This window comes from Aliidongia sp., from assembly GCF_035943795.1.
Lineage (GTDB): Bacteria > Pseudomonadota > Alphaproteobacteria > ATCC43930 > CGMCC-115725 > Aliidongia.
On sequence record NZ_DASZBY010000018.1, the window covers coordinates 1 to 26190 of the forward strand.

At 67.8% G+C, this 26190-nt stretch carries 26 protein-coding genes and 1 riboswitch; of the genes, 14 read left to right on the top strand and 12 right to left on the bottom strand.

The window, feature by feature from the left end; genetic code table 11:
• The 3 genes from VGV37_RS02880 to VGV37_RS02890 all read left to right on the top strand — a co-directional run.
• Positions 1-1053, top strand: a 1053-nt coding sequence (locus tag VGV37_RS02880; RefSeq protein ID WP_326878104.1) for a molybdopterin dinucleotide binding domain-containing protein, incomplete at its 5' end; no start/stop codon positions are given.
• Positions 1054-1145: 92 nt separating this feature from the next.
• Positions 1146-1664: a MarR family winged helix-turn-helix transcriptional regulator gene (locus tag VGV37_RS02885; RefSeq protein ID WP_326878105.1), complete on the top strand. Its 519-nt coding sequence runs from the start codon at positions 1146-1148 to the stop codon at positions 1662-1664.
• Between the two features lie 10 nt (positions 1665-1674).
• On the top strand, positions 1675-2496 hold the full coding sequence (locus VGV37_RS02890; RefSeq protein WP_326878106.1) for a hypothetical protein: 822 nt from the start codon (positions 1675-1677) through the stop codon (positions 2494-2496).
• Here VGV37_RS02890 and pcaB read toward each other — a convergent pair.
• The 4 genes from pcaB to pcaC are packed head-to-tail and all read right to left on the bottom strand — an operon-like array spanning position 2480 to position 5495.
• Positions 2480-3841: a 3-carboxy-cis,cis-muconate cycloisomerase gene (pcaB, locus tag VGV37_RS02895; RefSeq protein ID WP_326878107.1), complete on the bottom strand. Its 1362-nt coding sequence runs from the start codon at positions 3839-3841 to the stop codon at positions 2480-2482. The two genes, VGV37_RS02890 and pcaB, sit on opposite strands and share 17 nt — an antisense overlap.
• Position 3842: 1 nt before the next feature.
• Positions 3843-4415 (bottom strand): protocatechuate 3,4-dioxygenase subunit alpha, encoded by a 573-nt coding sequence (gene pcaG / locus VGV37_RS02900; RefSeq protein WP_326878108.1) that lies wholly within the window; start codon positions 4413-4415, stop codon positions 3843-3845.
• A gap of 1 nt (position 4416) precedes the next feature.
• The gene (gene pcaH / locus VGV37_RS02905; protein WP_326878109.1) at positions 4417-5115 is read right to left on the bottom strand and encodes a protocatechuate 3,4-dioxygenase subunit beta; all 699 of its coding nucleotides are present in this window, start codon (positions 5113-5115) and stop codon (positions 4417-4419) included.
• A complete protein-coding gene (gene pcaC, locus VGV37_RS02910) occupies positions 5112-5495 on the bottom strand; it encodes a 4-carboxymuconolactone decarboxylase (RefSeq protein ID WP_326878110.1) in 384 nt (127 codons plus the stop codon). The genes pcaH and pcaC overlap by 4 nt, the downstream gene beginning before the upstream one ends.
• A gap of 179 nt (positions 5496-5674) precedes the next feature.
• On the opposite strand from pcaC, the gene pcaD reads away from it, so the two are divergent.
• Together pcaD and VGV37_RS02920 are read left to right on the top strand one after the other, a co-directional pair.
• The gene (gene pcaD / locus VGV37_RS02915; protein ID WP_326878111.1) at positions 5675-6460 is read left to right on the top strand and encodes a 3-oxoadipate enol-lactonase; all 786 of its coding nucleotides are present in this window, start codon (positions 5675-5677) and stop codon (positions 6458-6460) included.
• Between the two features lies 1 nt (position 6461).
• Positions 6462-7976: an ABC transporter substrate-binding protein gene (locus VGV37_RS02920; RefSeq protein ID WP_326878112.1), complete on the top strand. Its 1515-nt coding sequence runs from the start codon at positions 6462-6464 to the stop codon at positions 7974-7976.
• 65 nt (positions 7977-8041) lie between these two features.
• On the opposite strand, the gene VGV37_RS02925 is transcribed toward VGV37_RS02920, so the two are convergent.
• From VGV37_RS02925 to thiO, 3 genes are all read right to left on the bottom strand, one after another.
• Positions 8042-8812 (bottom strand): thiazole synthase, encoded by a 771-nt coding sequence (locus tag VGV37_RS02925; RefSeq protein ID WP_326878113.1) that lies wholly within the window; start codon positions 8810-8812, stop codon positions 8042-8044.
• 15 nt (positions 8813-8827) lie between these two features.
• Positions 8828-9037, bottom strand: coding sequence for a sulfur carrier protein ThiS (gene thiS, locus VGV37_RS02930; protein WP_326878114.1), 210 nt, complete (start codon positions 9035-9037; stop codon positions 8828-8830).
• A complete protein-coding gene (gene thiO, locus VGV37_RS02935; protein WP_326878115.1) occupies positions 9034-10197 on the bottom strand; it encodes a glycine oxidase ThiO in 1164 nt (387 codons plus the stop codon). The genes thiS and thiO overlap by 4 nt, the downstream gene beginning before the upstream one ends.
• A riboswitch (TPP riboswitch) is annotated at positions 10188-10289 on the bottom strand. Its footprint overlaps the gene before it by 10 nt.
• A gap of 96 nt (positions 10290-10385) precedes the next feature.
• Here thiO and VGV37_RS02940 point away from each other — a divergent pair.
• Both VGV37_RS02940 and VGV37_RS02945 read left to right on the top strand, forming a co-directional pair.
• Entirely contained in the window at positions 10386-11048 is a 663-nt protein-coding gene (locus VGV37_RS02940) for a DUF1345 domain-containing protein (protein ID WP_326878116.1), read from the top strand.
• 184 nt (positions 11049-11232) lie between these two features.
• Positions 11233-12588, top strand: coding sequence for a GGDEF domain-containing protein (locus VGV37_RS02945; protein WP_326878117.1), 1356 nt, complete (start codon positions 11233-11235; stop codon positions 12586-12588).
• Between the two features lie 10 nt (positions 12589-12598).
• On the opposite strand, the gene VGV37_RS02950 is transcribed toward VGV37_RS02945, so the two are convergent.
• Both VGV37_RS02950 and VGV37_RS02955 read right to left on the bottom strand, forming a co-directional pair.
• Complete coding sequence (locus VGV37_RS02950) at positions 12599-13450, bottom strand: SPFH domain-containing protein (RefSeq protein WP_326878118.1); 852 nt, start codon at positions 13448-13450, stop codon at positions 12599-12601.
• Positions 13447-13827, bottom strand: coding sequence for a GntR family transcriptional regulator (locus VGV37_RS02955; protein WP_326878119.1), 381 nt, complete (start codon positions 13825-13827; stop codon positions 13447-13449). The genes VGV37_RS02950 and VGV37_RS02955 overlap by 4 nt, the downstream gene beginning before the upstream one ends.
• Before the next feature lie 366 nt (positions 13828-14193).
• On the opposite strand from VGV37_RS02955, the gene VGV37_RS02960 reads away from it, so the two are divergent.
• Positions 14194-14766: a TIGR00645 family protein gene (locus tag VGV37_RS02960; protein WP_326878120.1), complete on the top strand. Its 573-nt coding sequence runs from the start codon at positions 14194-14196 to the stop codon at positions 14764-14766.
• Between the two features lie 7 nt (positions 14767-14773).
• On the opposite strand, the gene VGV37_RS02965 is transcribed toward VGV37_RS02960, so the two are convergent.
• A complete protein-coding gene (locus VGV37_RS02965) occupies positions 14774-15910 on the bottom strand; it encodes a sterol desaturase family protein (protein ID WP_326878121.1) in 1137 nt (378 codons plus the stop codon).
• 224 nt (positions 15911-16134) lie between these two features.
• Between VGV37_RS02965 and VGV37_RS02970 the strand changes: the two genes are divergently transcribed.
• Positions 16135-16719 (top strand): TetR/AcrR family transcriptional regulator, encoded by a 585-nt coding sequence (locus VGV37_RS02970; protein WP_326878122.1) that lies wholly within the window; start codon positions 16135-16137, stop codon positions 16717-16719.
• Between the two features lie 50 nt (positions 16720-16769).
• Positions 16770-20156, top strand: coding sequence for an acyl-[ACP]--phospholipid O-acyltransferase (locus tag VGV37_RS02975; RefSeq protein WP_326878123.1), 3387 nt, complete (start codon positions 16770-16772; stop codon positions 20154-20156).
• A 20-nt stretch (positions 20157-20176) separates the two neighbouring features.
• Here VGV37_RS02975 and VGV37_RS02980 read toward each other — a convergent pair whose 3' ends face one another.
• Complete coding sequence (locus tag VGV37_RS02980) at positions 20177-20851, bottom strand: DUF1345 domain-containing protein (RefSeq protein ID WP_326878124.1); 675 nt, start codon at positions 20849-20851, stop codon at positions 20177-20179.
• A gap of 198 nt (positions 20852-21049) precedes the next feature.
• Here VGV37_RS02980 and VGV37_RS02985 point away from each other — a divergent pair, with 198 nt between their 5' ends.
• Genes VGV37_RS02985 through zwf form a run of 3 tightly spaced genes read left to right on the top strand, consistent with a single transcriptional unit; the run spans position 21050 to position 24658 of the window.
• Complete coding sequence (locus tag VGV37_RS02985; protein WP_326878125.1) at positions 21050-21427, top strand: copper resistance CopC family protein; 378 nt, start codon at positions 21050-21052, stop codon at positions 21425-21427.
• 6 nt (positions 21428-21433) lie between these two features.
• Positions 21434-23089, top strand: coding sequence for a copper resistance D family protein (locus tag VGV37_RS02990; RefSeq protein WP_326878126.1), 1656 nt, complete (start codon positions 21434-21436; stop codon positions 23087-23089).
• Positions 23090-23146: 57 nt separating this feature from the next.
• Positions 23147-24658 (top strand): glucose-6-phosphate dehydrogenase, encoded by a 1512-nt coding sequence (gene zwf / locus VGV37_RS02995; protein ID WP_326878127.1) that lies wholly within the window; start codon positions 23147-23149, stop codon positions 24656-24658.
• Between the two features lie 13 nt (positions 24659-24671).
• Here zwf and VGV37_RS03000 read toward each other — a convergent pair whose 3' ends face one another.
• The gene (locus VGV37_RS03000) at positions 24672-25199 is read right to left on the bottom strand and encodes an NUDIX hydrolase (protein ID WP_326878128.1); all 528 of its coding nucleotides are present in this window, start codon (positions 25197-25199) and stop codon (positions 24672-24674) included.
• Positions 25200-25327: 128 nt separating this feature from the next.
• Here VGV37_RS03000 and VGV37_RS03005 point away from each other — a divergent pair, with 128 nt between their 5' ends.
• Positions 25328-26179: an SH3 domain-containing protein gene (locus VGV37_RS03005; protein WP_326878129.1), complete on the top strand. Its 852-nt coding sequence runs from the start codon at positions 25328-25330 to the stop codon at positions 26177-26179.
• Positions 26180-26190 lie beyond the last annotated feature (11 nt).

Genomic DNA, 26190 nt, shown 5'->3' on the forward strand with positions numbered 1-26190 from the left:
GTCCCGGCTGAAGGCGCCGCCGGTGGCCGGCTGTTCGCCGACGGTGGGTTCTTCACGCCGGACCGCAAGGCACGGTTCGTGCCGGTGCGGTTCCGGCGACCGCAGGCGGTGGTCGACGCGGCCTTTCCGTTCCTGCTCAACACCGGCCGGATCCGCGACCAATGGCACACCATGACCCGGACCGGTCTGGTGCCGCGGCTCATGAGCCATCTGGACGAGCCGCGCCTGACGCTGCATCCGGACGATGCCGCCCGGCTCAACCTCGATGCCGGCGACCTGGTCCGGGTGACGACGGCCGACGGCGAGGCGGTCTTGCGTGCCGAGCCCAGCCTGGACCAGCGGCCGGGCGACCTGTTCGCCGCCATGCATTGGACCGACGCGTTCGCCTCGTCGGGGCCGATCGACCGGCTGGTGCAAGGGGCGACCGACCCGGTGTCGGGTCAGCCGGAACTGAAGGCGACCGCGGCGGCGCTCCGGCCGCTGCCGACCCAATGGCGCGGCCTGCTGCTGCGGCGCGATGCCGACGCCTTGCCCGAGGGGTTCTATTGGGCACGAGTGCCGATCGCCCGCGGCCATGCCTATGAACTCGCGGGCTGGAACGCGCTGCCCGATGGACCGGCGTTCGAGGATTTCGTCGCAACCCTGCTGACGGCGCCAGGCGGTTCCGAACGGCTCGAAGCGCTCGATCATCGGCGCGGCACCTATCGCTACGCCCTGCTGGTCGATGGCCGGCTCGAAGCCTGGCTGATCCTGTCGCGGGCCGGCGGTGCGGTCGTACCGGTACGCGATCGGATCGCCTCGTTGCTGGGCGAGCGGGTCTCGGACGGGTCGCGCGTCGGCGTGCTGGCCGGTGCGGCCCAGACCGCCCCGGGCACGGGCAAGATCGTCTGCTCCTGCTTTTCGGTCGGCCTCGACACCTTGCGCCGGGCGATCGAGACCGAGGGCCTCGCCTCCGTTGCCGAGATCGGCGCGGCGCTCAAGGCCGGCACCAATTGCGGTTCCTGCATTCCGGAACTGAAGGGCCTGCTGCGCGCGACCGAGGCCGTAGCCTGAGCTACGACCGAGGCCGTAGCCTGAGCCGATCCTTGCGGTTCCGCAGGACAAGCCCCTAAGATCGTTCCGGTGCTGAACGATCGGGGCGACCGATGACCGGAGCCGTGCGCAAGGCGGAAAAGAGCAAGGCGACGGTGCCTGCGGAGGCCGCCGAGCTGTTCCAATTGAGCCGGGCCGACATCGATCTCGACATCCTGCCGGAACTGCTCGGCTACCAGCTGCGTCGGGCCCAGGTGCGCGTGTTCAATTCCTTCCTGAAGCGGCTCGACGAACTCGACGTCTCGCCGGGGGAATTCGGGTTGCTGGTGCTGGTCGGCGCCAATCCCGGCCTCAATCAGAACGCGCTCGCCAAGGCGATCGGCAGCAACCGCTCGCTGCTGGTGCCGATGCTCGACAAGCTCGAAGCCCGCGGCCTGGTCGCCCGCGAGAAATCGGCGGCCGACCGGCGGTCCCACGCGGTCGTGCCGAGCCGGGCCGGTCAGCTGCTGATCACGCGCCTGAAGGGCGTCGTGCGCGATCACGAACGTCAGGTGACGACGTCGCTCAGCGACGAGGAACGGCAGACCCTGCTGCGCCTGCTGTGCCGGCTGAACGGTCAAGAAGCCGAGTAGCCACCCGCTCATGGCCGGTCGCCTGCTCGCGAGCGTGGTCACGCCGCACAGCCCCAAACTGGTCGACCCGACCGATATCCCGAAATACGCCCACGGCATCCTGGCCGGCGCTCAGGCGCTGGGTGCCGCCGTGTGCGCGCTCGAGCCGGACCTGCTGGTCGTCCAAAGCTCCCACTGGGCGACGCCGTTCCTGTGGTTCGTTTCCGGGGCCGCGCGTCATCGCGGCATCTGCCGGGATCCCGACGCGAGCCGGACGTTGGAATTGCCCTATGATCGTGCCGGCGACCCGGCGTTTGCCGAGGCGTTGATCGAAAGCATTCAGGCGGCAGGCATGCCGGCGAGCGCCGCTCCGGAGGCCGATCTGGCCTGGGATTACGGCAGCGCCGTGCCGCTGCACCTGCTGGATCCGCACAATCGCCTGCCGGTCGTGCGGCTCAGCACTTGCCTGATGGCGTCGCTGGACGAGGGCATCCGGCTCGGCGGCCTGATCCGCGACACCGCGCAGAAGCTCGGACGCCGGGTCGTGTTCATCGCCAGCACGGCCTTCGCCGCCCGCATGGTGCGGGGGCCGCAAGCCTGGCCGCCCGAAGCGGCGCTCGCGGCCGATCGGCATTTCCTGAAGCTGCTGACCGACGGCGAGATCGCGGCGGCCAAGGCGGCACTGCCGAACTATGCGCAAGCGTCGCAGATCGAAATGGGTGGCCGCCCGCTTGCGACCTTCCTCGGCTGCCTCGACGAAGCGGCGGAACGCTACGAGGGCGAGCGGTTCGGCGACTATGGGGCCATCGCCGGCAGCGGCCACGTCAGCATCGCGGTCAGGGCGATGACATAGCCCGCGCCGCGGCGACCACCCGGTCGACCACGGCGGCCGATTCGCCCAGATAGCCGGCTGGATCCATCAAATGATCCAGCGCCGCCGGATCGAGCCGGCTGGCGACTTCGGCATTCTCGCCCAGGATGTCGCGCAGCGGCCGGTCCTCGGCCATCGCGGTGAGGCAGGCGGCTTGCACCAGGTGGTGGGCTTCGCTCCGGCCGAGCCGGTCGGCCAGGGTCATCATCACGCGTTCGGCCATGACCAGGCCGTTGGTGATGGCGAGGTTCGCCCGCATGCGCGCGGCATCCGGCCGCATGCCCTCGGCGACGCGGATCGCCTGGGCCAGCGCGCCGGCGGTGAGCGCGAGTGCCTGCGGCAGGGCCAGCGCTTCGGCCTGCCAAGGACCGACGGCCCGTTCCAGTTGATGGTGCTGGGCCGCCAGCAGCAGCGGGACTAGCGCCTCTACGCCCGATGCGGCCGCGACGATATGGGTGCAGAGGATCGGGTTGCGCTTCTGCGGCATGGTGCTGGAGCCGCCGCGTCCGGTCTCGGTGGTCTCGACCAACTCGCCGACTTCGGTCTGGGCCAGCAGGATGACGTCGCCGGCGAATTTCGCCAGGCTGCCGGCGACCAGGCCGAGCCACGCGCCCAGTTCCGCGATGCCGTCGCGGGCGCCGTGCCAGGGGGCGATCGGGCAGGCGAGACTCAGATCGGCCGCCAGCCGTTCCGTCACCGCGCGGCCCTGGTCGCCGAGCGACGCCAATGTGCCGACGGCGCCGCCGAACTGCACCTGCAGCAGCCGGGGCTTCAGTTGGCGCAGGCGCTCGATGTGGCGCAGCAGGGGGCTGAGCCAGACGGCGACCTTGTAGCCGAAGCTGACCGGCAGCGCCTGCTGCAGGAAACTGCGGCCGGCCATGACCAGGGTCCGGTGACGCTCGGCCTGGGTCGCGAGCGCCCCGATCAGCGCCATGAGATCGCGCTCGATCGGATCGAGCGCCGTACGCAGTTGCAGGACCAGCGCGGTGTCGGTGATGTCCTGCGTTGTGGCGCCCCAATGCACCCAGCGTCCGGCCTCGGCGCCCGCCGCCTGGGTTAGGGCCTTGGCCAGCGCCATGACCGGCTGGCCCGCCTTCTCGGTCTCGGCGCGGATTTGGACGAGGTCGAATGCAGCCGGGTCGGCCGCGGCGGCGATGGCGCTCGCGGCTTCGGAGGGGATGATGCCGAGCGCCGCCTGGGCGCGGGCCAGCGCCACCTCGACCTCGAGCATGAAGCCCAGGCGCCGCCGGTCGTCGAACAGCGCCCGGATCTCGTCGGTGCCGAACAGCCCGCCGAAGACGGAGGAATCGGCGGGGTTGAGCGTCATCTCAGATCTCGAAGAACACGGTTTCGCCGTCACCTTGCAGGCGGATGTCGAAACGGTAGGTCGGGATCGCGGCCCCGGCCACCGGCGTCGCGATCAGCGTCCGGCGCAGCGCCTCGTCCGGGACCAGCGCCAGCACCGGGTCGGCGTCGTTGAGGGGCTCGCCCGCGAAATAGAGCCGGGTGTTCAGATGCAGCAGCAAGCCGCGGGCGAAGACCGTCACCGCGATGTGCGGTGCCTGCAGCGCGTTGCCACGGCCGGGCACGGCGCCGGGCCGGATCGTCTCGAACCGGTAATGCCCGGTCTGGTCCACAGCCGCGCGGCCGAAACCATGGAATGCCGGGTCGAGCGGCTTGTCCTGGGTGTCGGTCGGATGATCGTAGCGGCCGGCCGCGTTCGCCTGCCAGATCTCGATCATCGCATCGGTGACCGGCATGCCCGGTCCGTCGGTCACCAGGCCCTTGATCGCGATCCGCTCGCCTTTCGTGCCGGCCTGCACCAGGGTCGATTGCCCGTCACGGATCAGGCCCAGGTGGAAATAGGGTCCGACCGTCTGGGAACTCGTCAAACCGGGCATCTCAATTCTCCATCGGGGTCGCATGGCGGCCGCGCACGACGATGTCGAAGCGGTAGCCCAGCGCATAATTCGGCTGGGTCACGTCGATGTCGAAATGCGAGATCAGGCGGGCACGGGCGTCGGCGTCCGGAATGCAGTTGTAGATCGGGTCGAGCGCCAGCAGCGGATCGCCCGGAAAATACATCTGCGTGACCAGCCGCGTGGCGACGCCGGGACCGAACAGGCTGAAATGGATATGGTTCGGCCGCCAGGCATTGTGATGGTTGCCCCACGGATAGGCGCCGGGCTTGATCGACTGGAAGCGATAGCTGCCGTCCACGCCCGTGGTCACGCGCCCGTTGCCTTCGAAATGCGGGTCGAGCGGGGCGTCATGCTGGTCGACCGGGTGGTTGTAGCGCCCGGCAGCGTTGGCCTGCCAGATCTCCAGGACGGCGTTCGGCACCGGGCGACCGTCCTCGTCGAGCACGCGGCCCGTGACGATGATGCGCTCGCCCATCGCCTCGCCGCCGCCGCATCTGGTGAAGTCGGCGTGGGTCGGCCCGACGATTTCGGCGCCGGGGCGGGGGCCGGTGACCTCGGTCAGCGTCTGGGGCAGCCGGACGAGCGGCCGCGACGGCGCGCGCAACATGGTCGATTTGTATTCGGGCGAGGCATAGGCCGGATGCGTCCCAGCCGGCACGTCGTTGAAAACGTCGCTCATGACTGCTGCTCCATTTCGGCGAAGGTCGCCTTGGCGATGCGGACGGCGCTGTTCGCCATCGGCACCCCGGCATAGACGGCGACATGCATCAGGGCTTCCTTGACCTCGTCGGCGGTGACCCCCGTCTGGCGGGTCGCGCGAATGTGCATGGCCAGTTCTTCCTCGTGACCCAGTGCCGCCATCAGAGTGATGGTCAGCAGGTGCTTCACCTTGCGGTCGAGGCCCGGGCGATCCCAGATCGCGCCCCAGGCATGGCGGGTGATGTGTTCCTGGAAGTCGCGATCGAAATCGGTGACCTTCTGGCTGGCCCGGTCGACATGGGCATCGCCCAGCACCGCGCGACGAACCGCCATGCCGCGCGCGTAGAGTTCGTCCTCCATCCGGTCCCCCCTCGTTTCCCGGATGATGCGTCCGGATGACCTCATTGTCGAACATTTCAGTTTAAGAGCATAACTATTGTCAATCGCCATCACCCTCGACAAGGGCGGGGGCCCGCTGGTCAAATGGATCGAGATCGTCATTCCCGCCGCGGGAACGACGGCGCAAGGGAGGTCGCGTCATGGCGTTCGTTCTGGTCGACGGTTTGTCGGTCCACTACCGGATCGACGGTCCGGCGGATGCGCCGCCGCTGCTGCTGATCCATTCGCTGGGCACCGCGCTGGAAATGTGGGCGCCCCAGGCCGAGGCGCTGGCCGATGCCTTCCGCGTGATTTCCTACGACCTGCGCGGCCATGGCCTGAGCGAGGGAACGGCAGGCGATTATTCGCTGGCCCTGCTCGCTCGCTACGCGGTCGGCCTGCTGGATGCGCTGGGCGTCGAGCGCGCCCATGTGGCCGGCGTGTCGCTGGGCGGTATGATCGCCCAGACGCTCGGCATCGTGCACGGCCGGCGCGTGCGCTCGCTGGTGCTGGGCGATACCGCCAGCCTGATCGGTCCCAAGAGCAATTGGGACAATCGTGCCGCCACCATCCGGGCCGACGGCATGGCGTCGGTCGTCGACATGATCCTGGGGCGCTGGTTCACGCCGGATCTGATCGCCCGGTCGCCGGCGATCGCCCGCGGTTTCGGCGCGATGCTGCTGCGCATGCCGGCCGAGGCCTATATCTCCGCCTCTTTCGCCGTGCGCGACGGCGACACCGCGTCGGGCCTCGCCGCAATCGCGTGCCCAACCCTGGTGTTGGTCGGCGACCAGGACGTCTCGACCCCGCCCGCCGCGGCCGAAGCGCTGGTGGCGGCGATTGCCGGCGCGCGGCTGACGGTCATTACCCAAGCCGCCCATATTCCCACGGTCGAACGGCCGGCCGAGGTGACGGCGGCGATCCGGCAATTCCTGGCAGGGCTCTAGAATGATGCGTCTTCGGTCGATTGCGACCCTGTTCCTGCTGGCGCTCGCGGCCCCATCCGCCGCCCAGGCGGCCTCGCAATTGCGTATCGGCCTGCAGGACGACCCGGACAGCCTCGATCCGGCGCAGAACTGGACCTACGTCGGCCGGCACGTGCTGCAGTCGATGTGCGACAAGCTGGTCGACATCGATGCCAACCTCAATCTGGTGCCGATGCTGGCGACCGAGTGGCACTGGTCGGACGATGCCAAGACCCTGACGCTGACCTTGCGCGACCATGTGAAATTCCAGGACGGCACGCCGTTCGACGCCGCGGCGGTCAAGTTCAGCCTGGAGCGGGAGCTGACCATGCCGGGCAGCCGGCGCAAGAGCGAGATCGAGGTGATCCAGTCGGTCGACGCGACCGGGCCGCTCAGCGTCACGATCCATCTGGCCAAACCGTCGGTGCCGCTGCTCGCCGCCTTCGCCGACCGGCCGGGCATGATGGTCAGCCCGAAGGCCGCAACCGAGGCCGGCGCGCAATTCGCCCAGCATCCGGTCTGCGTCGGCCCCTATCGCTTCGTCGAACGGGTCGTGCAGGATCACATCACGTTGGAGCGCGACCCCGACCATTGGCGGGCCAAGGACTACGCGTTCGATCGGATCGTGTTCGTGCCGATCACCGACACGTCGGTGCGGCTCACCAACCTGCGTTCCGGGCAACTTGACCTGATCGAACAGGTGCTGCCGACCGACATGGCGCAGGTCAAGGCCGACAAGACGTTGCAGGGCTTCGAGGAGACCGGCCTCGGTTATAGCGGCATGACGTTCAACGTCGCAAACGGCGCCAAGGCGGACAATCCAGCCGGCAAATCAGCGGCGGTGCGCAAGGCGATCAGCCTGGCGATCGACCGCGACGCGATCAACCAGGTGGCGTTCGACGGCCGATTCCTGGCCGGCAACCAGCCGTTCCCGCCGGGGTCGCCCTATTACGACGCGGCCTTTCCGGTGCCCAAGCGCGATCTGGCCGGCGCCAGGGCCGCGCTGGCGTCGGCCGGCGTCGGGCCGGTGACGCTGGAACTGATCATCCCGACCGATCCGGTGCGCGCCCAGATCGGCCAGATGATCCAGGCCATGCTGGCCGAGGCCGGCATCACCGTGAACCTGGTGCAGAGCGAGTTCGTGACCCTGCTCGACCGCGCCCGGCGCGGCGATTTCCAGGCCGATCTGCTCGCCTGGAGCGGCCGGGTCGATCCGGATCTCAACATCGCGCCGCTGCTCGGCTGCGGGGCCGCCGGCAACGACGGGCACTATTGCAGCCAGGGCCTGGAGGCGGCACTTGCCACGGCACGCGCCACGCCCGATCCGGCCGTGCGCAAGCCGGCCTATGCCAAGGCGGTCGCGGTCCTGCAGAACGACCTGCCGATCGTCTATCTGTACCACACGCTCTGGCTCTATGCCGCCAAGGCGAAGCTGCAAGGCTTCAAGCCGCTGCCCGACGGCATCATGCGGCTCGACGGTGTCAGCATGTCGCCTTAGGCCGGGTGCGCGGGGGTGATGGCAGAAATCATGCGGCGCCGGACCTTGCCGGCCGTGTCGTTCGTCTAAGCCCCGATCAGTCCCAGCTGGGGGCTCGAGGCCTCGGCGAAGTCGCGTTTCGGGATGCGGCCGGCCGCATGGGCGAGACGGCCGGCTTCGACGGCGTGGCGCAGCGCCGCCGCCATGGCGCGCGGGTCGTTCGCCTTGGCGACGGCGGTGTTGACCAGCACGGCGCTGCAGCCCAGTTCGAGCGCCAGGCACGCGTCCGACGCGGTGCCGATGCCGGCGTCGAGGATGACCGGGACGGCTGAGCGGGCGCAGATGCGCTCGATCGCGCGCGGGTTCTCGATGCCGTTGCCGGAGCCGATCAGGCTGCCCAGCGGCATGACGGCGACGCAGCCGGCGTCGGCCAGCTTGCGCGCCGTGATCGGATCGTCGTTGGTGTAGGGAAACACCGCGAAGCCCTTGTCGACCAGTTCGGTCGCGGCCAGCACCAGTTGCTCGACGTCCGGATAGAGCGTGTCGCGGTCGCCGATCAGCTCCAGCTTCACCCAGTTCGTACCGAGCGCCTCGCGCGCCAGCTCGGCGGTCAGCACCGCGTCGCGCACCGTGGCGCAGCCGGCGGTATTGGGCAGCAGGCGGAACCGGTCGCCCAGGCTTTCCAGCAGGCTGCCCTCGTAGCCGTCGAGGCTGATCCGGCGCACCGACACTGTCACGATCTCGGCCCCGCCGGCTGCCAGGGCCGCCATCAGGCTCGTCCGGTTGGGATAGCCGGCCGTGCCCATCAGCAGGCGCGAGCCGACGGAAATGCCGGCGATCTCGAAGCGATCTTCCATGAGGTCCATTTCCTTTCAGCCGCCCTGCATCGCGCGGATGACTTCGATCCGATCACCGGCCGCGAGCGTTGCCTCGGCCCAGCGGGTGCGCGGCACGACCGCGCCGTTGAGCGCCACGGCGACACCGCGCGCGTCGGGCGCCACGCCGAGGGTCGCGACCAGCGCTGCAACCGTATCGGCATCGAGCGGGCGTTCGGCGCCGTTCACCTGAATTATCCCGGTCATGGTCGCGGTTCCTTTTCGAAGCGGGCGATCCCGAACGATCGGATCCGATCCGGCGTCCGGCCGGTCAGGATCATCTCGGCCATCGCCGCGGCCGTGGCCGGCGTCAGCAGGATGCCGTTGCGATGATGGCCGGTCGCGACCAGCAGCCCGTCGATGCCGGTCGCGCCCAGCATCGGCTGGTCGTCCGGCGAGCCCGGCCGGAACCCGGCCCAGGTCTCGTCGATCGGCAATTCCTCGATGCCGGGCACGGTGCGCCAGGCATCGTCGAGCAGGCCCAGCAGCCCGCCGGCCGTGATCGCCGGGTCGAACCCGCGCTCCTCGACCGTGGCGCCGACCAGCAGGCGGCCGTCGGCGCGCGGCACCAGATAGCAGTGCCCGCCCCAAACGACGTGGCGGACGAGCGGGGCAGTGGGCGGCATGCGCAGCGCCAGCATCTGGCCCTTGATCGGCCGGGTCGGCGGGCGATGGGCGGCCGGCAACCCTGGCACCGCCCGGCTCCAGGCGCCAGCGGCGATGACCACGATATCGGCCGGATGGCGCGTCTCGCCGGCGACGATGCCGACCGCGCGGGCGCCGGCCAGATCGATCGCGGCCTCCACGCCGGTGATCAGATGGCCGCCGGCGCGGCGAAAGGCCTCGGCCAGGGCGGTCGCCAGCAGGCGGTTGTCGACCTGGTGATCGTTCGGGCTGAACGCAGCGGCGACGAGGCTGGGTGCCAGACCCGGCTCCCGCGCGCGGGCGGCGGCGGCGGACAGCCAGTCGAATACCCCACCGAGGCCACGCTGGAACGCGATGCCGTGGCGCAGCTTTTCCGCCTGGTCGCGGGTGAAGGCGCAGACGAGCGTGCCGGTCGCGTCATAGCCGACGGGCAGGCCCGAGGCGGCTTCTAGCTCGGCGGCGAAGCCGGGCCACAGCGACTGGCTCCAGCGGGCGAGCGCGAATAACGGCTCCTCGGTCGGCTCCGCCTCGATACCGGCGGCGAGCATGCCCGCCGCGGCCCAGGACGCGCCGCGCCCGGTCTCGGGATTTCGTTCGACCAGGGTGACCCGGCAGCCGGCCTGGGCCAGCCGCCAGCCGAGCGACAGGCCGATGACGCCGCCGCCGACGATGGCGACGGAGGGGGGCGAGGCGGACGAATTCGGCGGATGAGCGTTCTGCATCTCGTGCATCCCTTCGCTGGCATGACCCAGATCAGGTGTTGTGGGTATGATCTCAGCCGCCGGACGATCCGAAGGCACCCCATGACACGTCGGTCCGGACCCTAGCACCGGCGGGTCGGGCGCTTCAATGCCCGCGACCGCGACCATGCGAGCCGCGTCTCCTCTCAGAACCATCGGAGCCGACCTGAATGTTCGACTTTCTGCGCCGCCAGCCGCGGCTGCTCGCCTCTGCGGGCCTTGGCATCGTCGTCGGTTTGCTGCTGCCGGCCGCATGGCCGCTGAGCCTGCGCATGATCGCCGGCTGGGACGTGGCGGCGGGGCTCTATCTGGCCTTGGCCTGGCTCATGATGATGCGGGCCGATACGGCGCATATCCGCGCCCATGCCCGCGGCGACGACGAGAGCCGCTGGGTTATCCTGCTGATGTGCGCAGGCGCGGCCACGACCAGCCTCGGCGCCATCGTCAGCCTGCTCGGCGACTTCAAGGACCTGCCGGCCGCCGACCGGGCGCCCCACCTGGCGCTCGGCGTCTTCACCATTCTGGTGTCCTGGTTCTTCCTGCATACGGTCTTCACGGTGCATTACGCCCATGAATTCTACGGCAACACGTCCGAGGGCGGCGGCAAGCCGGCGGCCCGCGGCGGCTTCGCCTTTCCCGGCAACGCCAAGGCCTGGAGCTATCTCGACTTTGCCTATTATTCCTTCACCATCGGCATGACCGCCCAGACGTCAGACATCGCGGTCACGACCACCGGCATGCGCCGCCTGACGCTGGCCCACGCCATCCTTACTTTCTTTTTCAATACGGTAATTCTCGCCTTCAGCGTCAATATCGCCGCGAGCCTACTTTGACAGGCGAATAATGAAATAAATTTTTTTGATAATAGCATTTTTAAATCAATTTAATAGACGGGTTTCATAGTAGAGTGCCCGCATAGACTGGGGAGCGGGCCCTGCCATGTCGTCCGAGGCGATTTTTCAACCATTGGGCGCCCCGTCAGCAATGTCGGGCGAGCGCGTAAGCCGCCGACAATACATGGTTGCGGTCGGCATCAGCATCGCCCTGGTCTTGACGGCCGCATTCGCGACCCCCTTTGCCAGGCTGCCGCTGCCGGCGGTACCGGGCTACATGACCGCGTTCGGCGCAGCGATGATCGTCATCAACCTGCTGCTGGCGGCGTTCCTGTTCAGCAAGGGCGCGATCGAGGATCGCGAGGACGCCGTTCGCCTGGGCACCGCATATTTCTTCATCGCGGCGATCTTCGTGCCCCTGACTGCGGCCTTTCCAGGCGGCTTCATGCCGAACCCGGTCATCGGTACGGCGGAAAGCGCCGTCTGGCTCTGGTGCTGCTGGCATCTGGGGTTCGGCCTCGCGATTCTGCGCTATGCGACGCTCGCCCGGCCGGCGCCCGGCGGGTCGTCGGTGCTGATGCCGATCGCCGTGGTGCTGGCTCTCGTCCTGGTGGCAGCGTTGATTTCGACGGTCTGGATCGATCAGTTGCCGGCGACGTTGCGCGACGACCAGACGCTGTTTTCCGGCTGGACCGCATCCATGCCGCTCTCGATCCTGGCGCTGCTCGTGATCGCCACCGTGGCGGTAGCGCGGCTTCGCGCCCGCACGCCGGAACAGGTCTGGCTGACGGTCGGCATGGTCGCCGCCTGCGTCGACGTCTGGCTGACCTATTGCGGATCCGAGCGGTTCTCGCTCGGCTGGTATCTCGCCAAATTCGGCAGCGTCTTCACCTCGCTCACCGTGATGATCTCGCTGTTCCACGACGTAACGCGACTCTACAGCCGGCTCGCCGTCGCGAACGCGGCGCTGCGCGATCTGGCCGGCCGGGACGGGTTGACCGGTCTGTTCAACCGGCGCCACCTGGACGCGGCGCTGGCGATGGAGTGGCTGCGTGCCCACCGGGAGCGCGTGCCGATCTCGGTGCTGATGATCGACGTCGATCATTTCAAGGGCTTCAACGACACCTATGGCCACCAGGAAGGCGACGCCTGCCTGAGGCGGCTTGCAGCAGTGCTGGTGGAGGCGACGCGTCGCCCGGCCGATCTGGCGGCTCGCTACGGCGGCGAGGAATTCCTGCTCTGCCTGCCCGGCACGTCATCCGAGGGCGCGCTCGAGGTCGCCTACAAGATCCGGGCGGCGGTGCGCGACATGGCGATTCCCCATGCTGCGAGCACGCAGCGCGTCGTGACGGTCAGCATCGGGCTGGCCGGCATGGTACCGCAGGACGGCGAAACGTCGGACGAATTGGTTGCGGCGGCGGATACCGGCCTCTACCGCGCCAAATCCGCCGGCCGCGACCGGGTGATGCAGGCCGACGTCCGGCGCTTTCAGCTGGGTGACGCGATCGACGCCACCATCCCGTTGGCGTCGCCGACCTGACCACGCCCGCTCAGCCGGCTTTCGCGGCCTGGCTCAGTGCCACCGCGACCGCCGGGTTCATCGCGTCGACCATCGACGTCGGCATCAGAATGGTGGCGCCGCGCTCCTTCGTCGTCTCATAGATGATATTCATGGCGCGTAGCTGCAGGGCGGCCGGATTGCCGGCATAAGTGTTGGCTGCGGCCAGGAACTGTTCGGCGACCGCGGCCTCGGCCGAGCCCAGGATGATGCGCGCTTCCTTCTCGCGCTCGGCCTGGGCCTGCCGGCTCATGGCGTCCTGCAGCCCGATCGGGATCGCCACGTCGCGGATCTCGACTGACAGGCACGACACGCCCCATTCGGCGGTCTTGGCGCCGATCACCTGCTTCAGCCGCTCGTCCGCGGCGCGCCGTTCGGCCAGCAGGGTCGACAGCAGCGAGGCACCGATCGTCTCGCGCAGCGAAGTCTGGGCGACGCGCTGGATGGCACGCATGTAGTCGGTGATCTCCAGTGCCGCGCGCTCGGCGTCATGGACCTGCCAGAACACGATGGCATCGACGCCGACCGGCACCGTATCCTTGGTCAGCGCCTGCTCGGCATTGATCTCGGTCGTCTGGATGCGCTGGTCGATCACCACGGTGACCCGGTCGATGAACGGCACGATGAAGAACCAGCCGGGACCCTTGATGCCCTTGAGCTGACCCAGGCGCAGCACCACCGCCTTTTCCCACTGGTCGGCGATCATCAGGCTCTGCGGCACCAGGACGGCGAGCAGGATCAGCGGGACGCCGACCACGAACAGGCGCAGGAGGACGATGCTGGCGATGCCCGCGGCCAGCAGCAGGCCGGCGAGCAGGGTCGCGGGCGCGTTCACGCTTCTCATGTCGGTTGCTCCAGAGTGGCGAGGATCGCGCGCGCGATCAGCGCCGGGTCGAGCCCGGCCGCGCGGGCGGCGGCGATGGTCTTGGCGGCCAGCGCCTGGGCTTCCAGGTCGTGGCGCACCGGGTCGAGCGGCGGCGGTGGCGTGGCGACGAAGGTGCCGCGCCCGCGCGTGGTCACCAGCACGCCGTCGCGCTCCAGCTCGGCATAGGCGCGCTGCACCGTGTTGAGATCGATCTTGAGCGCGACCGCCACCTGCCGCATGGTCGGCAATTGCGCGCCGGGCAGCAGAACCCCGGCACCGATCGCCTGCAGCAGCTGCTCGCGCAGCTGAATGTAGATCGGGATGCCGGTGTCGGCGATATGAAGGCGATCGAGCATGGATTGCTCTATTATATGAATAATTTCATACAATGACCCGATGCTTGTCGTAGGTCAAGTATCGGCCGACCGCCGGCGGCACCTGATCAATCGATCCATCCAAGAGTTCACAAGTCCCGTTCCGCTATCGCTTCTCGGAAAAGGACGGGGGTATCGGCAACGGGATAGGGTGGGCGATGAACTGCCTTGGATGTCGCTGAGAGCGAACGTCGGCACGTCACCGGGCTAGCCCGACGGCTCGCGCCTTATTCTCTCCACATCCATGGGATTTCCTCGCGAAAGCATGGCCATCGGGCCTGAACGGCGGCACGATGGGAGCGCCGCACAGGTGCTGCCGGCCCAACTCTCGTTCAGGAAAGTACCGTCATGATCCCGTCCGGCGACGCGCCGCTGCCCGACCGACGCCCCGCTCTGCGGCCCCTGCCGGTCGTCATCTTCGGCTCCCGCTGGCTGCAGGTGCCGCTCTATCTGGGGCTCATCGTCGCCCAGGGCGTCTATGTCGTGCTGTTCCTGAAGGAACTCTGGCACCTGGTCACCCACGCGACCGTGTTCGACGAGCAGCAGATCATGCTGCTGGTGCTGGGCCTGATCGACGTCGTCATGATCTCGAACCTGCTGATGATGGTCATCGTCGGCGGTTACGAGACCTTCGTCTCGCGCCTGCGGCTCGAAGGCCACCCGGACCAGCCGGAATGGCTCGACCATGTGAACGCGGGCGCGCTCAAGATCAAGCTGGCCATGGCGATCATCGGCATCTCGTCGATCCACCTGCTGCGCACCTTCATCGGCGTCGGCAATCTGGGATCGCCCGACAATACCGGGTACACCCAGGCCGGCGTCATCCTGCAGACCGCCATCCACGTGGTGTTCATCCTGTCGGCGATCGGCATCGCCTATGTCGACCGGCTGGGCCAGCCGGTCTATGGCGACCGGCACTGAGCGGCTGCTAGCGCCCCACGCGCCGCTTTTCGATCAGCAGTTCCACCGGCCCGCTGAACGGGTAGAGGAACTGCCGGAAGAAGTTGCCCGGGATCGGCTTCACCGTACCGTACTGCTGCGGCCAGCGTTCCTTCGGCTGGTGATAGGTCCGGAACAGCAGGTCGAGCACGGGGGTGTGGGCGCAGTAGTTCCGGTCCAGCGCTTCCTCGTCCGACGCATGGTGCCAATGGTGGAACTGCGGCGTGACGATCACGTAGCGCAGCCAGCCCAGATCCATCGCGATGTTGGAATGGATCAGCACGCCCTGGATCGAGACGAAGATGATGTAGGCGAAGATCGTGTCCTGGGGGAAGCCCAGGAGGAAGATCGGCACCAGGATGGTCGAGCGGGTCGCCAGGATCTCGAAGACGTGCAGGCGCGAGCCGGACAGCCAGTCCATGTGCTGCGGCGAATGATGGACCGCATGGAAGCGCCATAGGAACGGCACCTCGTGGTAGGCCCGGTGGGTGATATATTCGACCGCGTCGGCCGCCAGGATGACCAGCAGGAAGCGCACGAAGCCGGGCAGGCGCTCGACATGCCCCTGGACCCAGCCGTTGACCGCCCAGCCGAACAGGCCGTGGGCGAAATGGGTCGAGACCACCAGGAAGATGCCGATCAGCAGGTGGTTGACGCCGAAATAGGCGAGATCGAGCTTCCAGCCCTGGCGGAACACCGGCTGTTCCGGCACGACGCGCGGGAAGATCCGTTCCAGCAGGATGAAGGCCGATCCGGTGAAGAACAGATCGAGCACCAACCAGTCGAGGCCGATGTAGTTCGGCCCCTGGGTGAAATCCTGGTACGGCACGTAGGGCCCGCCCAGCAGCAGCGCCAGCAGCACCGCGCAGATGCCGGCAGCGCCGAGCCGCTTGCGGCGGTTGATGATGAAGGTCACGAGCCCGAGGAAGGTGGCGCAGCCCATGGCCAGCGCCAGGGTCAGGCGCAGGAAGCCCATGTCGTAGTGCGGGCGCAGCTCAGGCGTCGTCAGCAGGGCCGGAAAGCGCAGGCACAACACCGCGAGGATGCTGAGCAATCCGATGGAGAGCGAGGTATATCCGCTGATCCGTCCGTCGCCGAATTTGAACCCAGGATCGGGCGTTTCCATGCTCGTCTCGTTCCTCATCCAACCTGCGCGCCCGGCATTCGACTGCCGGTCGCAACCGGGCGCCATGGTGCCTGGAGCATTGCGCCGGAACAAGGGGCAGGTCGCAGCCGCAACGACAGGCTTTCGAACCGGCAACCGAGAGTTTACGGCTTGACTTGGTGGCGGCCGATCGGTAGTCTCCATAAATGAACGAACGATCGTTCATTTATGGAGACTTGATACTCGTGCGGGATGGACGACCGACCAAGGAAAAGATCAGGCAGGCGGCGTTGCTGCTGTTCGTCGACCGCGGCGTCGATGCCGTGTCGCTGCGCGACATCGCCGAGGCGGTCGGCATCCGTCCCAGTACGATCTACGTCCATTGGAAATCGCGCGAGGCGCTGGTCTCGGCACTGTTCACCGAGGGCTATGCCGCCTATGGCGGGCGAATCGCCGACGCGATGGCGGGGCAGGCGTCGTTTCCGGGCAAGCTCGAAGCGGCCATCCGCCTGGTGTGCCGCCTCGAAAGCGAGGATGCCACCCTGTTCAAGTTTCTGCTGCTGACCCAGCACGGCGGCCTGCATGCGGTCGCCGACGGCGATGCCAACCCGATCGACCTCCTGGCCCGCATGGTGCGCGATGCCGTTGCGGCGGGCACCGTCACCGGCTGGGACCCGGACCTGCTGACCGCGGTCATCGTCGGTGCCGTGGTCCAGGCCGCGACCTTCCGGCTCTATGGCCGCATCGGTCGCAGCCTGGCCCAGATGGCCGACGAGATCGTGGCCCTCTGCCTGGCGATCGCCACCAGCCGGCATCCTGCCCAAGCATAGTCACCTCTTTCCACCCATCACCCCGAACGTCACCGGATCCGGAGACAGCAATGTCCGAATCGCTCATCAAATCGCGCCGCTTCCTGCCTCTGCTCGTGACGCAGACGCTGGGCGCGCTCAACGACAACCTGTTCAAGAACGCGCTGGCCGTGCTCATTCTCTACAAGATGATGATCGCCGGCGGCGAAAGCCTGGTGGCGCTGGCCGGCGGCGCCTTCATCCTGCCCTATGCCGCGCTGTCGGCCACGGCCGGCCAATTGGCCGACCAGCACGACAAGGCGCGGCTGATCCGCATCGTCAAGCTCTACGAGATCGGCCTCATGGTGCTGGCGGCCGCCGGCTTCCTGATCGGCAATCTGCCGATGCTGTTCGCCGTGCTGTTCGGCCTCGGCATCCAGGCGACCTTCTTCAGCCCGCTCAAATACGGCATCCTGCCCGATCACCTGGCCGAAACCGAGCTGGTGCGCGGCAATGCGCTGATCGAAGCCGGCACATTCGGCGGCATCCTGGTCGGGACCATCGCCGGCGGCGCGCTGATCCTGCTGGATGCTGGTCCGGTCATCGTCTCGGGCCTGGGCATCGTCATGGCGCTCGTCGGTGCGTTCGCGGGCTACAAGGTGTTGCCGGCGCCGTCGAAATCGGCGCCGACGCCCGTGTCGTGGAACATCCTTCGCGAAACCGTAGCACTGGTGAAATCAGCCCGGCCGAACCGACCGGTCTGGCTGTCGATCCTGGGGCTCAGCTGGTTCTGGACCATCGGCGCCACCCTGCTCGCCGAATTCCCGGTGGTCGCCAAGAACACGCTGCATGCCGACAGCCAGGTCGTGACCCTGCTGCTGACCGTGTTCGCCGTCGGCGTCGGCGCCGGCTCCATCCTGTGCGGCCGGCTGCTCAAGGGCGAGGTCTCGGCCCGGCACGTGCCGTTCGCCGCTCTGGGATTGTCTCTGTTCACCTGGGATTTCGCGCGGACCTGCGCCTCGGCCGGCGATCTCGCCTCGGTCTTCGACGTGGTCCGCAGCTTTGCCGGCTGGCACATGTTCGGCGACCTGTTCCTGCTCGCGATGTGCGGCGGCGTGTTCTCGGTGCCGCTCTACGTCATCCTGCAGGAACGGTCGGACCCGGCGCGCCGCTCGCGCATGGTCGCCGCCAACAACGTGATGAACGCGGGCTTCATCGTGGCCGGCGCCATCGTCACCGGCGCGCTGGCCGCCCTCGGCATGGCCGGCACGACCATCCTGGTACTGGCCGCCGCCGCTAACCTGGTCGTCGCCGTACAGATCTGCCGGCTGCTGCCGCAAGAGATGTTCCGCTCGATCCTGCGCTGGTATTTCCAGACCTTCCATCGAGCCGAGATTGTCGGGATGGAGCATGCGCTGGCGGTCGGCGACAAGGCGGTCGTCGTCGTCAACCACCTGTCGTTCCTCGACGGCTGCTTCGTCGCGGCCTACCTGCCGGGATCGCCGGTGTTCGCGATCGACACATTGCAGGCGGCGAAGTTCTGGTACCTGAAATACGTGGTCGACGTGTTCGCGGTCGACCCGATGAACGCCATGGCGACGAAGTCGATGGTCAAGGCGGTCAAGGAAGGCCGGGTGCTGGTGATCTTCCCGGAAGGCCGCATCTCGGTCACCGGGGGCCTGATGAAGATCTACGACGGCCCGGGCACGATCGCCGACAAGGCCGACGCGCCGGTGCTGCCGATCCGGATCGAGGGGTTGCAGTTCCACAAGACCTCGCGCATGGGCGACAAGCTGCGCCAGCGCTGGTTCCCCCGGTTCCGCATGACCGTCCTGCCGCCGCGCCCCGTCGATGTTCCGGCCGAGCTCAAGGGCAAGCGGCGGCGCGAACTGCTGACGGCCTTCATGGGCGACGTCATGACCGAGGCCGCGTTCCGGCCGGAGAATGCGGATAATTCGCTGTTCGCCGCCCTGCTCGAGGCTCGGGCCAAGTTCGATCGCGGGCAGGCGATCATTGCCGATGCGCTGCGCAACGAGGCGACCTATTCCCGGATCGTGCTGGGTGCGGCGATACTCGGCCGCAAATTTGCAGCCCTGTCGAAACCGGGCGAACGGGTCGGTCTGTTGTTGCCGAATTCGGTTGCCGTGGTGATCGCGTTCTTCGGCCTGCATGCCTACGGCCGGGTGCCGGCGATGCTGAACTTCTCGGTCGGCAGCGACAGCATGCTGGCCGCCTGCGGGGCGGCCGAGCTCAGCACGATCGTCACCTCGCGCGCCTTCGTCGAGAAGGGCAAGCTCGACAAGCTGATCGAGGCGATTTCGACCCGGGCGCGGGTCGTCTATCTGGAGGACCTGCGCGCCTCGGTCGGCCTGTGGGACAAGCTGGCAGGCAAACTCGCCAGCTGGCGGCCGCGCCGTCTGCCCGGTGCCGCGACCGATCCGGATGCGGCGGCGGTCGTGTTGTTCACCTCCGGCTCGGAAGGCACGCCCAAGGGCGTGGTGTTGAGCCATCGCAGCCTGCTGTCCAACTGCGGGCAGGTGCGCTCGGTCGTCGACATCAACCCGTCGGACAAGCTGTTCAACGCGCTGCCGGTGTTCCACTCGTTCGGCCTGACCGGCGGCACCCTGCTGCCGCTGACCTCCGGCGTCCGCACCTTCTTCTATCCCTCGCCACTGCATTACAAGTTGGTGCCGGAGCTGGTTTACGCCGAGCAATCGACCATCATGTTCGGCACGGACAGCTTCCTCACCGGCTATGCCCGCAAGGCGAAGCCGGAGGACCTGCGTTCGCTGCGCTTCCTCGTCGCCGGTGCGGAGCGGGTCAAGGCCGAAACCCGGGCGATCTTCTGGGAGAAGTTCCAGAAGCCGATCTATGAGGGCTATGGCGCTACCGAGCTGGCGCCGGTCGTGTCGCTCAACACGCCGTCGCATTTCCGCACCGGCACGGTCGGTCGCCTGCTGCCGGGGATCGAGCATCGCCTGGAGCCGGTGCCGGGCATCGACAAGGGCGGACGGCTGTTCGTCAGCGGGCCGAACGTCATGTCGGGCTACCTGAAGGCCGATGCGCCGGGCGTGCTGCAGCCGCCGGCGGACGGCTGGTACGACACCGGCGACATCGTCGACATCGATGCGGACGGCTTCGTCACCATCCTCGGCCGGGCGAAGCGCTTCGCCAAGATCGCCGGCGAGATGGTCTCGCTGTCCGTCGCCGAGAACCTGGCCCAGGCGGTCTGGCCCGACGAGGCCCATGCGGTCGTGGCGGCGCCGGATCCGCGCAAGGGCGAGCGGCTGATCCTGGTCACTTCGCGCCGGGACGCCGCCGCCGCCGACCTCATGGCCGGCGCCAAGGCGCGGGGCATCGCCGAAATCATGGTGCCGCGGCAGATCCTGGTCGTCGACAAGGTGCCGCTGCTGGGCACCGGCAAGGTCGACTATCCGGCGGTCAAGGCGCTGGCCGACGCCAGCGCGCTCGCGGCGTGACGGCTCGCGGCGGGCCTGGCTTAGAGCAGGCTCGCCGCAATGTTGACCGTGAGGGCGAGCACGACCGTGTTGTAGAAGAACGACAGCATGGCGTGGATCGTCGCGACCCGGCGCAGGATACGCGAGCGGATCGCCACGTCGGACACCTGGCAGGTCATGCCGATGCACATGGAAAAATACATGAAGTCCCAGTAATCGGGCTGCACGTCGTCGGGAAAGGCGAGGGCCGAGGGGCCTTCCTTGCGCTGGCGCGGCCCGAAATATTCGTACGCATAGGCCTGGGCGAAGATCACGTTGACCAGGATCCAGGACGAAATCAGCGTCAGACCGCTCAGGCCCACATGCCAATAGACCGTCTCCGCCGGCATCTGGCGCAGGTTGCCCAGCACCTGGCCGATCGCGAACAGGGTCGCGACCGCAGAGCCGGCGACCAGGCCCAGGATCACCCAGCGCGTGTCGTACTGCATGAAGGCGCGCCGCCGCAGTTGGCGGGGGCTGGAGCGCAGCATCATGATGAAGGCGAAGATCAGATAGAGTCCGCTGGCGACGTTCCAGCCGACGAGCACGCGCAGGGCGGCACCCATGCTGGGCGGCAGCAGGGCGCCGACGGCGATGCCGATCAGGGTCGATAGGTACAGCCGCGGCCGGGCGGTCAGCAGCCGGCGAAGCGGCGTGCGGAACACGCGCGGGGTCATGGCGCCAGTCTAGGACAGCGGGCGTCGCCGCTGCAATCCTGCGACGAAATCTGCCGCAGCCCGCGGTACCCGTCATTCCCGGCGTGGCCGTCTGCCGCGCGTCCCCGCGGTGGACGCGCGGAAAACCCTGCGCTAAACCCACGGGCATGGCCGGGATCTCTTCCCCGGCCCCCGGAACCAAACGGATTTGTGTATCTGATGACGCGATCGATCTCGGCCGGTTCAAAGGCTTTTTCGGCGGTTCTGCTGCTCGGTCTCATGGCGGTCCCGCTTCCGGCCGCGGCGCACGCGATCCTGATGGAATCGGTGCCGGCGGTGAACGCCACCGCCCAGGGGCCGGACATCGCGTTCGACCTGCGCTTCAACAGCCGCATCGATCACAAGCGCTCGCGCCTGACGCTCACCTTGCCGGACCAGAGCCAGCGGGTGCTGCCGATCGACCTAGCCGGCGCGGACGATCGGCTCGACACCAAGGCGAGCCTGCCGCCCGGCGCCTATACCCTGCGCTGGCAGGTTCTGGCGATCGACGGCCACATCACCCGCGGCGACGTGCCCTTCACCGTCGGAGGGAACTGAACCGCCATGGCGCTGCTCATCGACCTGTTCGGCTACCTGTCGGTCCTGCTGCACGGGCTGACCATCGTCGCCCAATCCATGGCGCTGGGCGGCATCCTGTTCCTGGTGTTCCTGGCGCGGCCGTTCGCGGACGAGCTGGGCGCGGTCGGCGACGACATCGTGGCGCGCACGCGACGCATCGCCGGCTGGTCGGCGGTCGCCCTCATCGTCTGCGAGGCTGCGACCATCGCGCTGCAGGGTGCAGTCCTGGTCGGCACGGTCGACCTCGGTTTCAACGACGTCATGACCGCCGATTTCGCCGTCGCCGGCCAGATCAAGATCCTGGCGGCGCTGCTGCTGGTCGTGCTCGCCTTCGGCTTCCGACGCGCGTCGCGGCCGCTGATGATCGGCGTCGTGATCCTGGAGCTGGTGGCGGCGACGCTCACGACCCACGCCAATGCCCGGCTCGAGGGCCGCGTGCCGCTGCTGATCGTCGAAGGGCTGCACCAGCTGGGCGCCGCGATCTGGATCGGCGGCATCCCCAGCTTCGTCATGGCGCTCGGCCGCTGCCACGACGGCAGCGCCTGGCGCCGGATCGGCAAGCGCTTCTCCCAGATGTCGATGGTCGGCGTCGCCTGCATCCTCGTGTCGGGCGCCACCATGACCTATCTCTACGTCGGCGATGTGGCCGGCTTCTATGGCACGGCCTACGGCGTCATGGTCGGCGCCAAGATGGCGATGTTCGCCGGCCTGCTGGCGCTGGGCGGCATGAACTACCTGCTGGTCGAGCGGCTGCGCGGCAATCCGGCAACGCCGGTCGGTCGGCTGAAGCGCTTCGCCGAGGTCGAGATCGGCATCGGTTTCACCCTGTTCTTTGCAGCCGCCTCGCTGACCTCGGTGGCGCCGGCGATCGACCTGTCGACGGACCGGGTCAGCTGGTCCGAAATCGTCGAGCGCAACACGCCGCAGGTCCCGTCGCTCTCCTCGCCCGACCACGCATCGCTCGCCCTGCCGGCGCTGCAGCAGAAGCTGGACCAGGAGGCCGAGGAGCAGAAGAAGAACCCGCCGGCCGCCTTCGTTCCCGGCTCCGGCCTGCTGCCGCCGCGCAATCTCGATGACATCAGGTGGTCGGAATATAATCACCATTGGTCCGGCCTGTTCGTGCTGCTGATGGGGCTGGCGGCGCTGGCCAACCAGGCGAAGCTCGCGCGACCGGTGACGAAACATTGGCCGCTCGTGCTGCTGGGCCTCGCCGTCTTCCTGTTCCTGCGGTCCGATCCGGAGGTCTGGCCGCTGGGCGAGGAGGGGTTCTGGGTCAGTTTCCGCGACGTCGAGGTCGTGCAGCACCGCATGTTCGTGGCCCTGACCCTGGTATTCGGCCTGTTCGAATGGCGCGTGCGGGTCGGCGGCCTGGCCAAGACGAAGGCCGCCCTGGTGTTCCCGCTGATGACGGCACTGGGCGGCGCCCTGCTGCTGACCCATCAGCACGCGATCGCCAATGTGAAGGACCAGCTGCTGATCGAGCTCACCCACACGCCGCTGGCGCTCGCCAGCGTAGCGGCGGGCTGGTCACGCTGGCTGGAAATCCGACTGGATCCGCCGGGCAACAAGATCGCCGGCTGGGTCTGGCCGGTCTGCTTCATCTTCATTGGCTTCCTGTTGCTGTCTTATCGAGAGATCTGACCGCAATTTCCTGTACAGTTGACGCACCGGTTTGGTGAGACGGAAAGCGGAGGCAGCATGACGTCGCTCTTCAAGACGGGCCGGCAGGCCGATCCCTGCACCATGGTGATCTTCGGCGCGTCGGGCGATCTGACCAAGCGGTTGCTCGTCCCGGCGCTCTACAATCTGAAGCACGCCGGCCTGCTGCCCGAAGGCTTCCGGCTGATCGGCGTCGCGCGCAGCGAGCATCCGAACGAGGAATTCCGCGAGGATTTCACCAAGGCGATCAAGGATTTCGCGACGACCGACGTCGACATGAACGAATGGGACGATCTGGTCTCGCGCGTGTCTTACCAATCGGGCGCGTTCGACGATCCGGCGACCTACCAGGCGCTGCTGGACGACCTGACCGCAGCGGGCGGCGGACCGGATTCGATCGGCAATTGCCTGTTCTACCTTGCGACGGCACCGGATTTCTTCTCGACCATCGTCGAGCGCCTGGCCGCGTCCGGGCTGACCCGGGAACAAGGCGAGACCTGGCGTCGGGTGATCGTCGAGAAGCCGTTCGGCCACGATCTGGCCTCGGCCCGGGCGCTCAACGCCGATCTGCAGGCGGTGCTGGCCGAGCGGCAGATCTATCGGATCGACCATTACCTGGGCAAGGAGACGGTCCAGAACATCATGGTGTTCCGCTTCGCCAACGGCATCTTCGAGCCGCTATGGAACCGCGACCATATCGACCATGTGCAGATCACGGTGGCGGAGACGGTGGGCGTCGAGACGCGCGGCGATTTTTACGAAAAGACCGGCGCGCTGCGCGACATGATCCCCAACCACATGTTCCAGCTGCTGTCCTTCATCGGCATGGAGGCGCCGACCTCGTTCGCCGCCGACGCGCTGCGTTCGGAAAAGGTCAAGGTGCTGGATTCCGTCCGTCCGCTCGACGCGGCCTCCGTCCTGACGGATGCGGTGCGCGGCCAATATGGGGCGGGCGTGCTCAATGAAAAGCCGGTCTGGGCCTATCGGGCGGAGCCCAAGATCGCGGCGGACTCCATGACCGAGACCTATGCCGCCCTGAAGCTCAACATCGACAATTGGCGCTGGGCCGGCGTGCCGTTCTACATGCGCACCGGCAAGCGGCTGCCGCGCCGGATGAGCGAGATCGCGATCCAGTTCAAGCGGGCGCCGATCGCCGTGTTCCGCGACACGCCGGTCGAGGATGTCGGCTCGAACCTGCTGGTGATCCGCATCCAGCCGGACGAGGGCGTATCGCTGCAGTTCGGCGCGAAGATCCCGGGCACCGCGCTCGACATCGGCAATGTGAAGATGAACTTCCAGTACAAGGATTATTTCCAGTCGGCGCCCTCGACCGGCTACGAAACCCTGATCTACGACGCCATGATCGGGGACGCGACCCTGTTCCAACGCGCCGACAACGTCGAGGCCGGCTGGAAGGTGGTGCAGCCGGTGCTCGACGCCTGGGCCAACCGCCGGCCGCGCGATTTCCCGAACTACGAGGCCGGTACCCAGGGACCGCGCCAGTCCGACGAACTGCTGGCACGCGACGGGCGGGTCTGGCGCAAGATTTGAGCGTCGCCCCGGCTCAAACTTTCAGCTTGTAGAGCGTCCAGGCCGCGATCGAATTGCTGTCGCGGATCTCGCCGGACCGTATCATGTCCTCGAAGGCATCGACGGTCACCTTGCGCACGGTCATGTCCTGTTCCTCGATCTCGGGCGCACGCTCGGTCTGGGTCAGGTCCGTGGCCAGGAACACATGACAGCCGTGGCTTGCCATGCCGTAGGCGCAATAGAAGAAGCCGAGCGGCGTCAACTCGGCCGCGATCAGGCCCGCCTCCTCGCGCAATTCGCCGGCGGCGACCTCGGCCGGATCCGCATCGGGCCGGTCGTGCCAGGCGCCCTGGGGGAATTCCGCGAACCTGCCCTCGACCGGATAGCGATATTGCTCGACCAGCCACAGGTGGTCGCCCTGGCGCGGGATGATCAGCGTGAAGTCGATCTTGTCGATGACGCCATAAAGACCACGCGAACCATCGGCGCGCTCGATGACGTCCTCGCGCACCTTGGTCCAGGTATTCTGATAGACGAGCTTGGACGAGACGGTCTTGATCATCGGACTTCCGGTCGTTGTGGCAACGCCAGCCTATCGCGTCATATGAACCAAATCCCGGCATTTCCCGTTGTTCCTGACGAAGCGAGGCGATGGCTCGCAGCGTTCAGACGATCGGAGCGGCCAAAAAAATGAAAAGAATTTCGATCTTCGGCGGGTTGGCGGTATCCCTGTTCGCCCTGCCGGCCCTGGCGCAACAGACCGCCTACACCACCACCAGCGTCAATATCGAGGCCGGTCCGGCGCCGGACTATCCGTCGCTCGGCAGCTTCGGTCCCGGCACGCCCGTGACGCTCTATGGCTGCCTCGACGGCTACAACTGGTGCGACGTGTCGTACCAGGACGCGCGCGGCTGGGTCGATGGCCAGGCGCTGGCCTATCCCTATGAAGACCAGCGCGTGCCGATCGCGGTCTATGGGCCGCAATTGAGCCTGCCGGTCGTCACCTTCTCGTTCGGCGACTATTGGGGACGCCACTATCACGACCGGCCGTTCTATGCCGAGCGCGAGCGCTTCGAACGCCATGCACCACCGCCACCGCCGCGGCATCGCGAGGCGCCGCCGCCGTTGCCGCCGCGCGGCCATCCGCCCGAGGGCGGCCGACCGCCAGGTCCGCCGGAGCATCAGCCCGCGGGCCATCCGCCGGAACACGTGGCACCGGTGCCGCATCCGGAGCCGGCCATCCGGCCCGAGCCGCATCCGGAGCCCGGCGCGCGACCGCCCGAGCCGCATCCTCAGCCTGTGCCGCACCCGCAACCCGAGGCACGTCCGCCTGAGCCCCATCCCCAGCCGGCGCCAGCGGCCCGTCCGGCCGAGCCGCCGCATCCTCAGCCGGCGCCGCACCCGCAACCCGAGGCACGTTCGCCGGAGCCTCACCCCCTGCCGGCACCAGCGGCCCGCCAGGCCGAGCCGCCGCATCCTCAGCCGGCGGCCCATCCGGCGGAAGAGCATCGCGAGCCGCAGGGCGAGGCGCCCCATCAGTAGCGTTGGTTGAC

Coding starts and splice junctions, on each gene's coding strand:
- VGV37_RS02885 (WP_326878105.1), top strand. CDS start 1,146: ATGACCGGAGCCGTGCGCAAGGCGGAAAAGAGCAAGGCGACGGTGCCT.
- VGV37_RS02890 (WP_326878106.1), top strand. CDS start 1,675: ATGGCCGGTCGCCTGCTCGCGAGCGTGGTCACGCCGCACAGCCCCAAA.
- pcaB (WP_326878107.1), bottom strand. CDS start 3,841: ATGACGCTCAACCCCGCCGATTCCTCCGTCTTCGGCGGGCTGTTCGGC.
- pcaG (WP_326878108.1), bottom strand. CDS start 4,415: ATGCCCGGTTTGACGAGTTCCCAGACGGTCGGACCCTATTTCCACCTG.
- pcaH (WP_326878109.1), bottom strand. CDS start 5,115: ATGAGCGACGTTTTCAACGACGTGCCGGCTGGGACGCATCCGGCCTAT.
- pcaC (WP_326878110.1), bottom strand. CDS start 5,495: ATGGAGGACGAACTCTACGCGCGCGGCATGGCGGTTCGTCGCGCGGTG.
- pcaD (WP_326878111.1), top strand. CDS start 5,675: ATGGCGTTCGTTCTGGTCGACGGTTTGTCGGTCCACTACCGGATCGAC.
- VGV37_RS02920 (WP_326878112.1), top strand. CDS start 6,462: ATGATGCGTCTTCGGTCGATTGCGACCCTGTTCCTGCTGGCGCTCGCG.
- VGV37_RS02925 (WP_326878113.1), bottom strand. CDS start 8,812: ATGGAAGATCGCTTCGAGATCGCCGGCATTTCCGTCGGCTCGCGCCTG.
- thiS (WP_326878114.1), bottom strand. CDS start 9,037: ATGACCGGGATAATTCAGGTGAACGGCGCCGAACGCCCGCTCGATGCC.
- thiO (WP_326878115.1), bottom strand. CDS start 10,197: ATGCAGAACGCTCATCCGCCGAATTCGTCCGCCTCGCCCCCCTCCGTC.
- VGV37_RS02940 (WP_326878116.1), top strand. CDS start 10,386: ATGTTCGACTTTCTGCGCCGCCAGCCGCGGCTGCTCGCCTCTGCGGGC.
- VGV37_RS02945 (WP_326878117.1), top strand. CDS start 11,233: ATGGTTGCGGTCGGCATCAGCATCGCCCTGGTCTTGACGGCCGCATTC.
- VGV37_RS02950 (WP_326878118.1), bottom strand. CDS start 13,450: ATGAGAAGCGTGAACGCGCCCGCGACCCTGCTCGCCGGCCTGCTGCTG.
- VGV37_RS02955 (WP_326878119.1), bottom strand. CDS start 13,827: ATGCTCGATCGCCTTCATATCGCCGACACCGGCATCCCGATCTACATT.
- VGV37_RS02960 (WP_326878120.1), top strand. CDS start 14,194: ATGATCCCGTCCGGCGACGCGCCGCTGCCCGACCGACGCCCCGCTCTG.
- VGV37_RS02965 (WP_326878121.1), bottom strand. CDS start 15,910: ATGGAAACGCCCGATCCTGGGTTCAAATTCGGCGACGGACGGATCAGC.
- VGV37_RS02975 (WP_326878123.1), top strand. CDS start 16,770: ATGTCCGAATCGCTCATCAAATCGCGCCGCTTCCTGCCTCTGCTCGTG.
- VGV37_RS02980 (WP_326878124.1), bottom strand. CDS start 20,851: ATGACCCCGCGCGTGTTCCGCACGCCGCTTCGCCGGCTGCTGACCGCC.
- VGV37_RS02985 (WP_326878125.1), top strand. CDS start 21,050: ATGACGCGATCGATCTCGGCCGGTTCAAAGGCTTTTTCGGCGGTTCTG.
- VGV37_RS02990 (WP_326878126.1), top strand. CDS start 21,434: ATGGCGCTGCTCATCGACCTGTTCGGCTACCTGTCGGTCCTGCTGCAC.
- zwf (WP_326878127.1), top strand. CDS start 23,147: ATGACGTCGCTCTTCAAGACGGGCCGGCAGGCCGATCCCTGCACCATG.
- VGV37_RS03000 (WP_326878128.1), bottom strand. CDS start 25,199: ATGATCAAGACCGTCTCGTCCAAGCTCGTCTATCAGAATACCTGGACC.
- VGV37_RS03005 (WP_326878129.1), top strand. CDS start 25,328: ATGAAAAGAATTTCGATCTTCGGCGGGTTGGCGGTATCCCTGTTCGCC.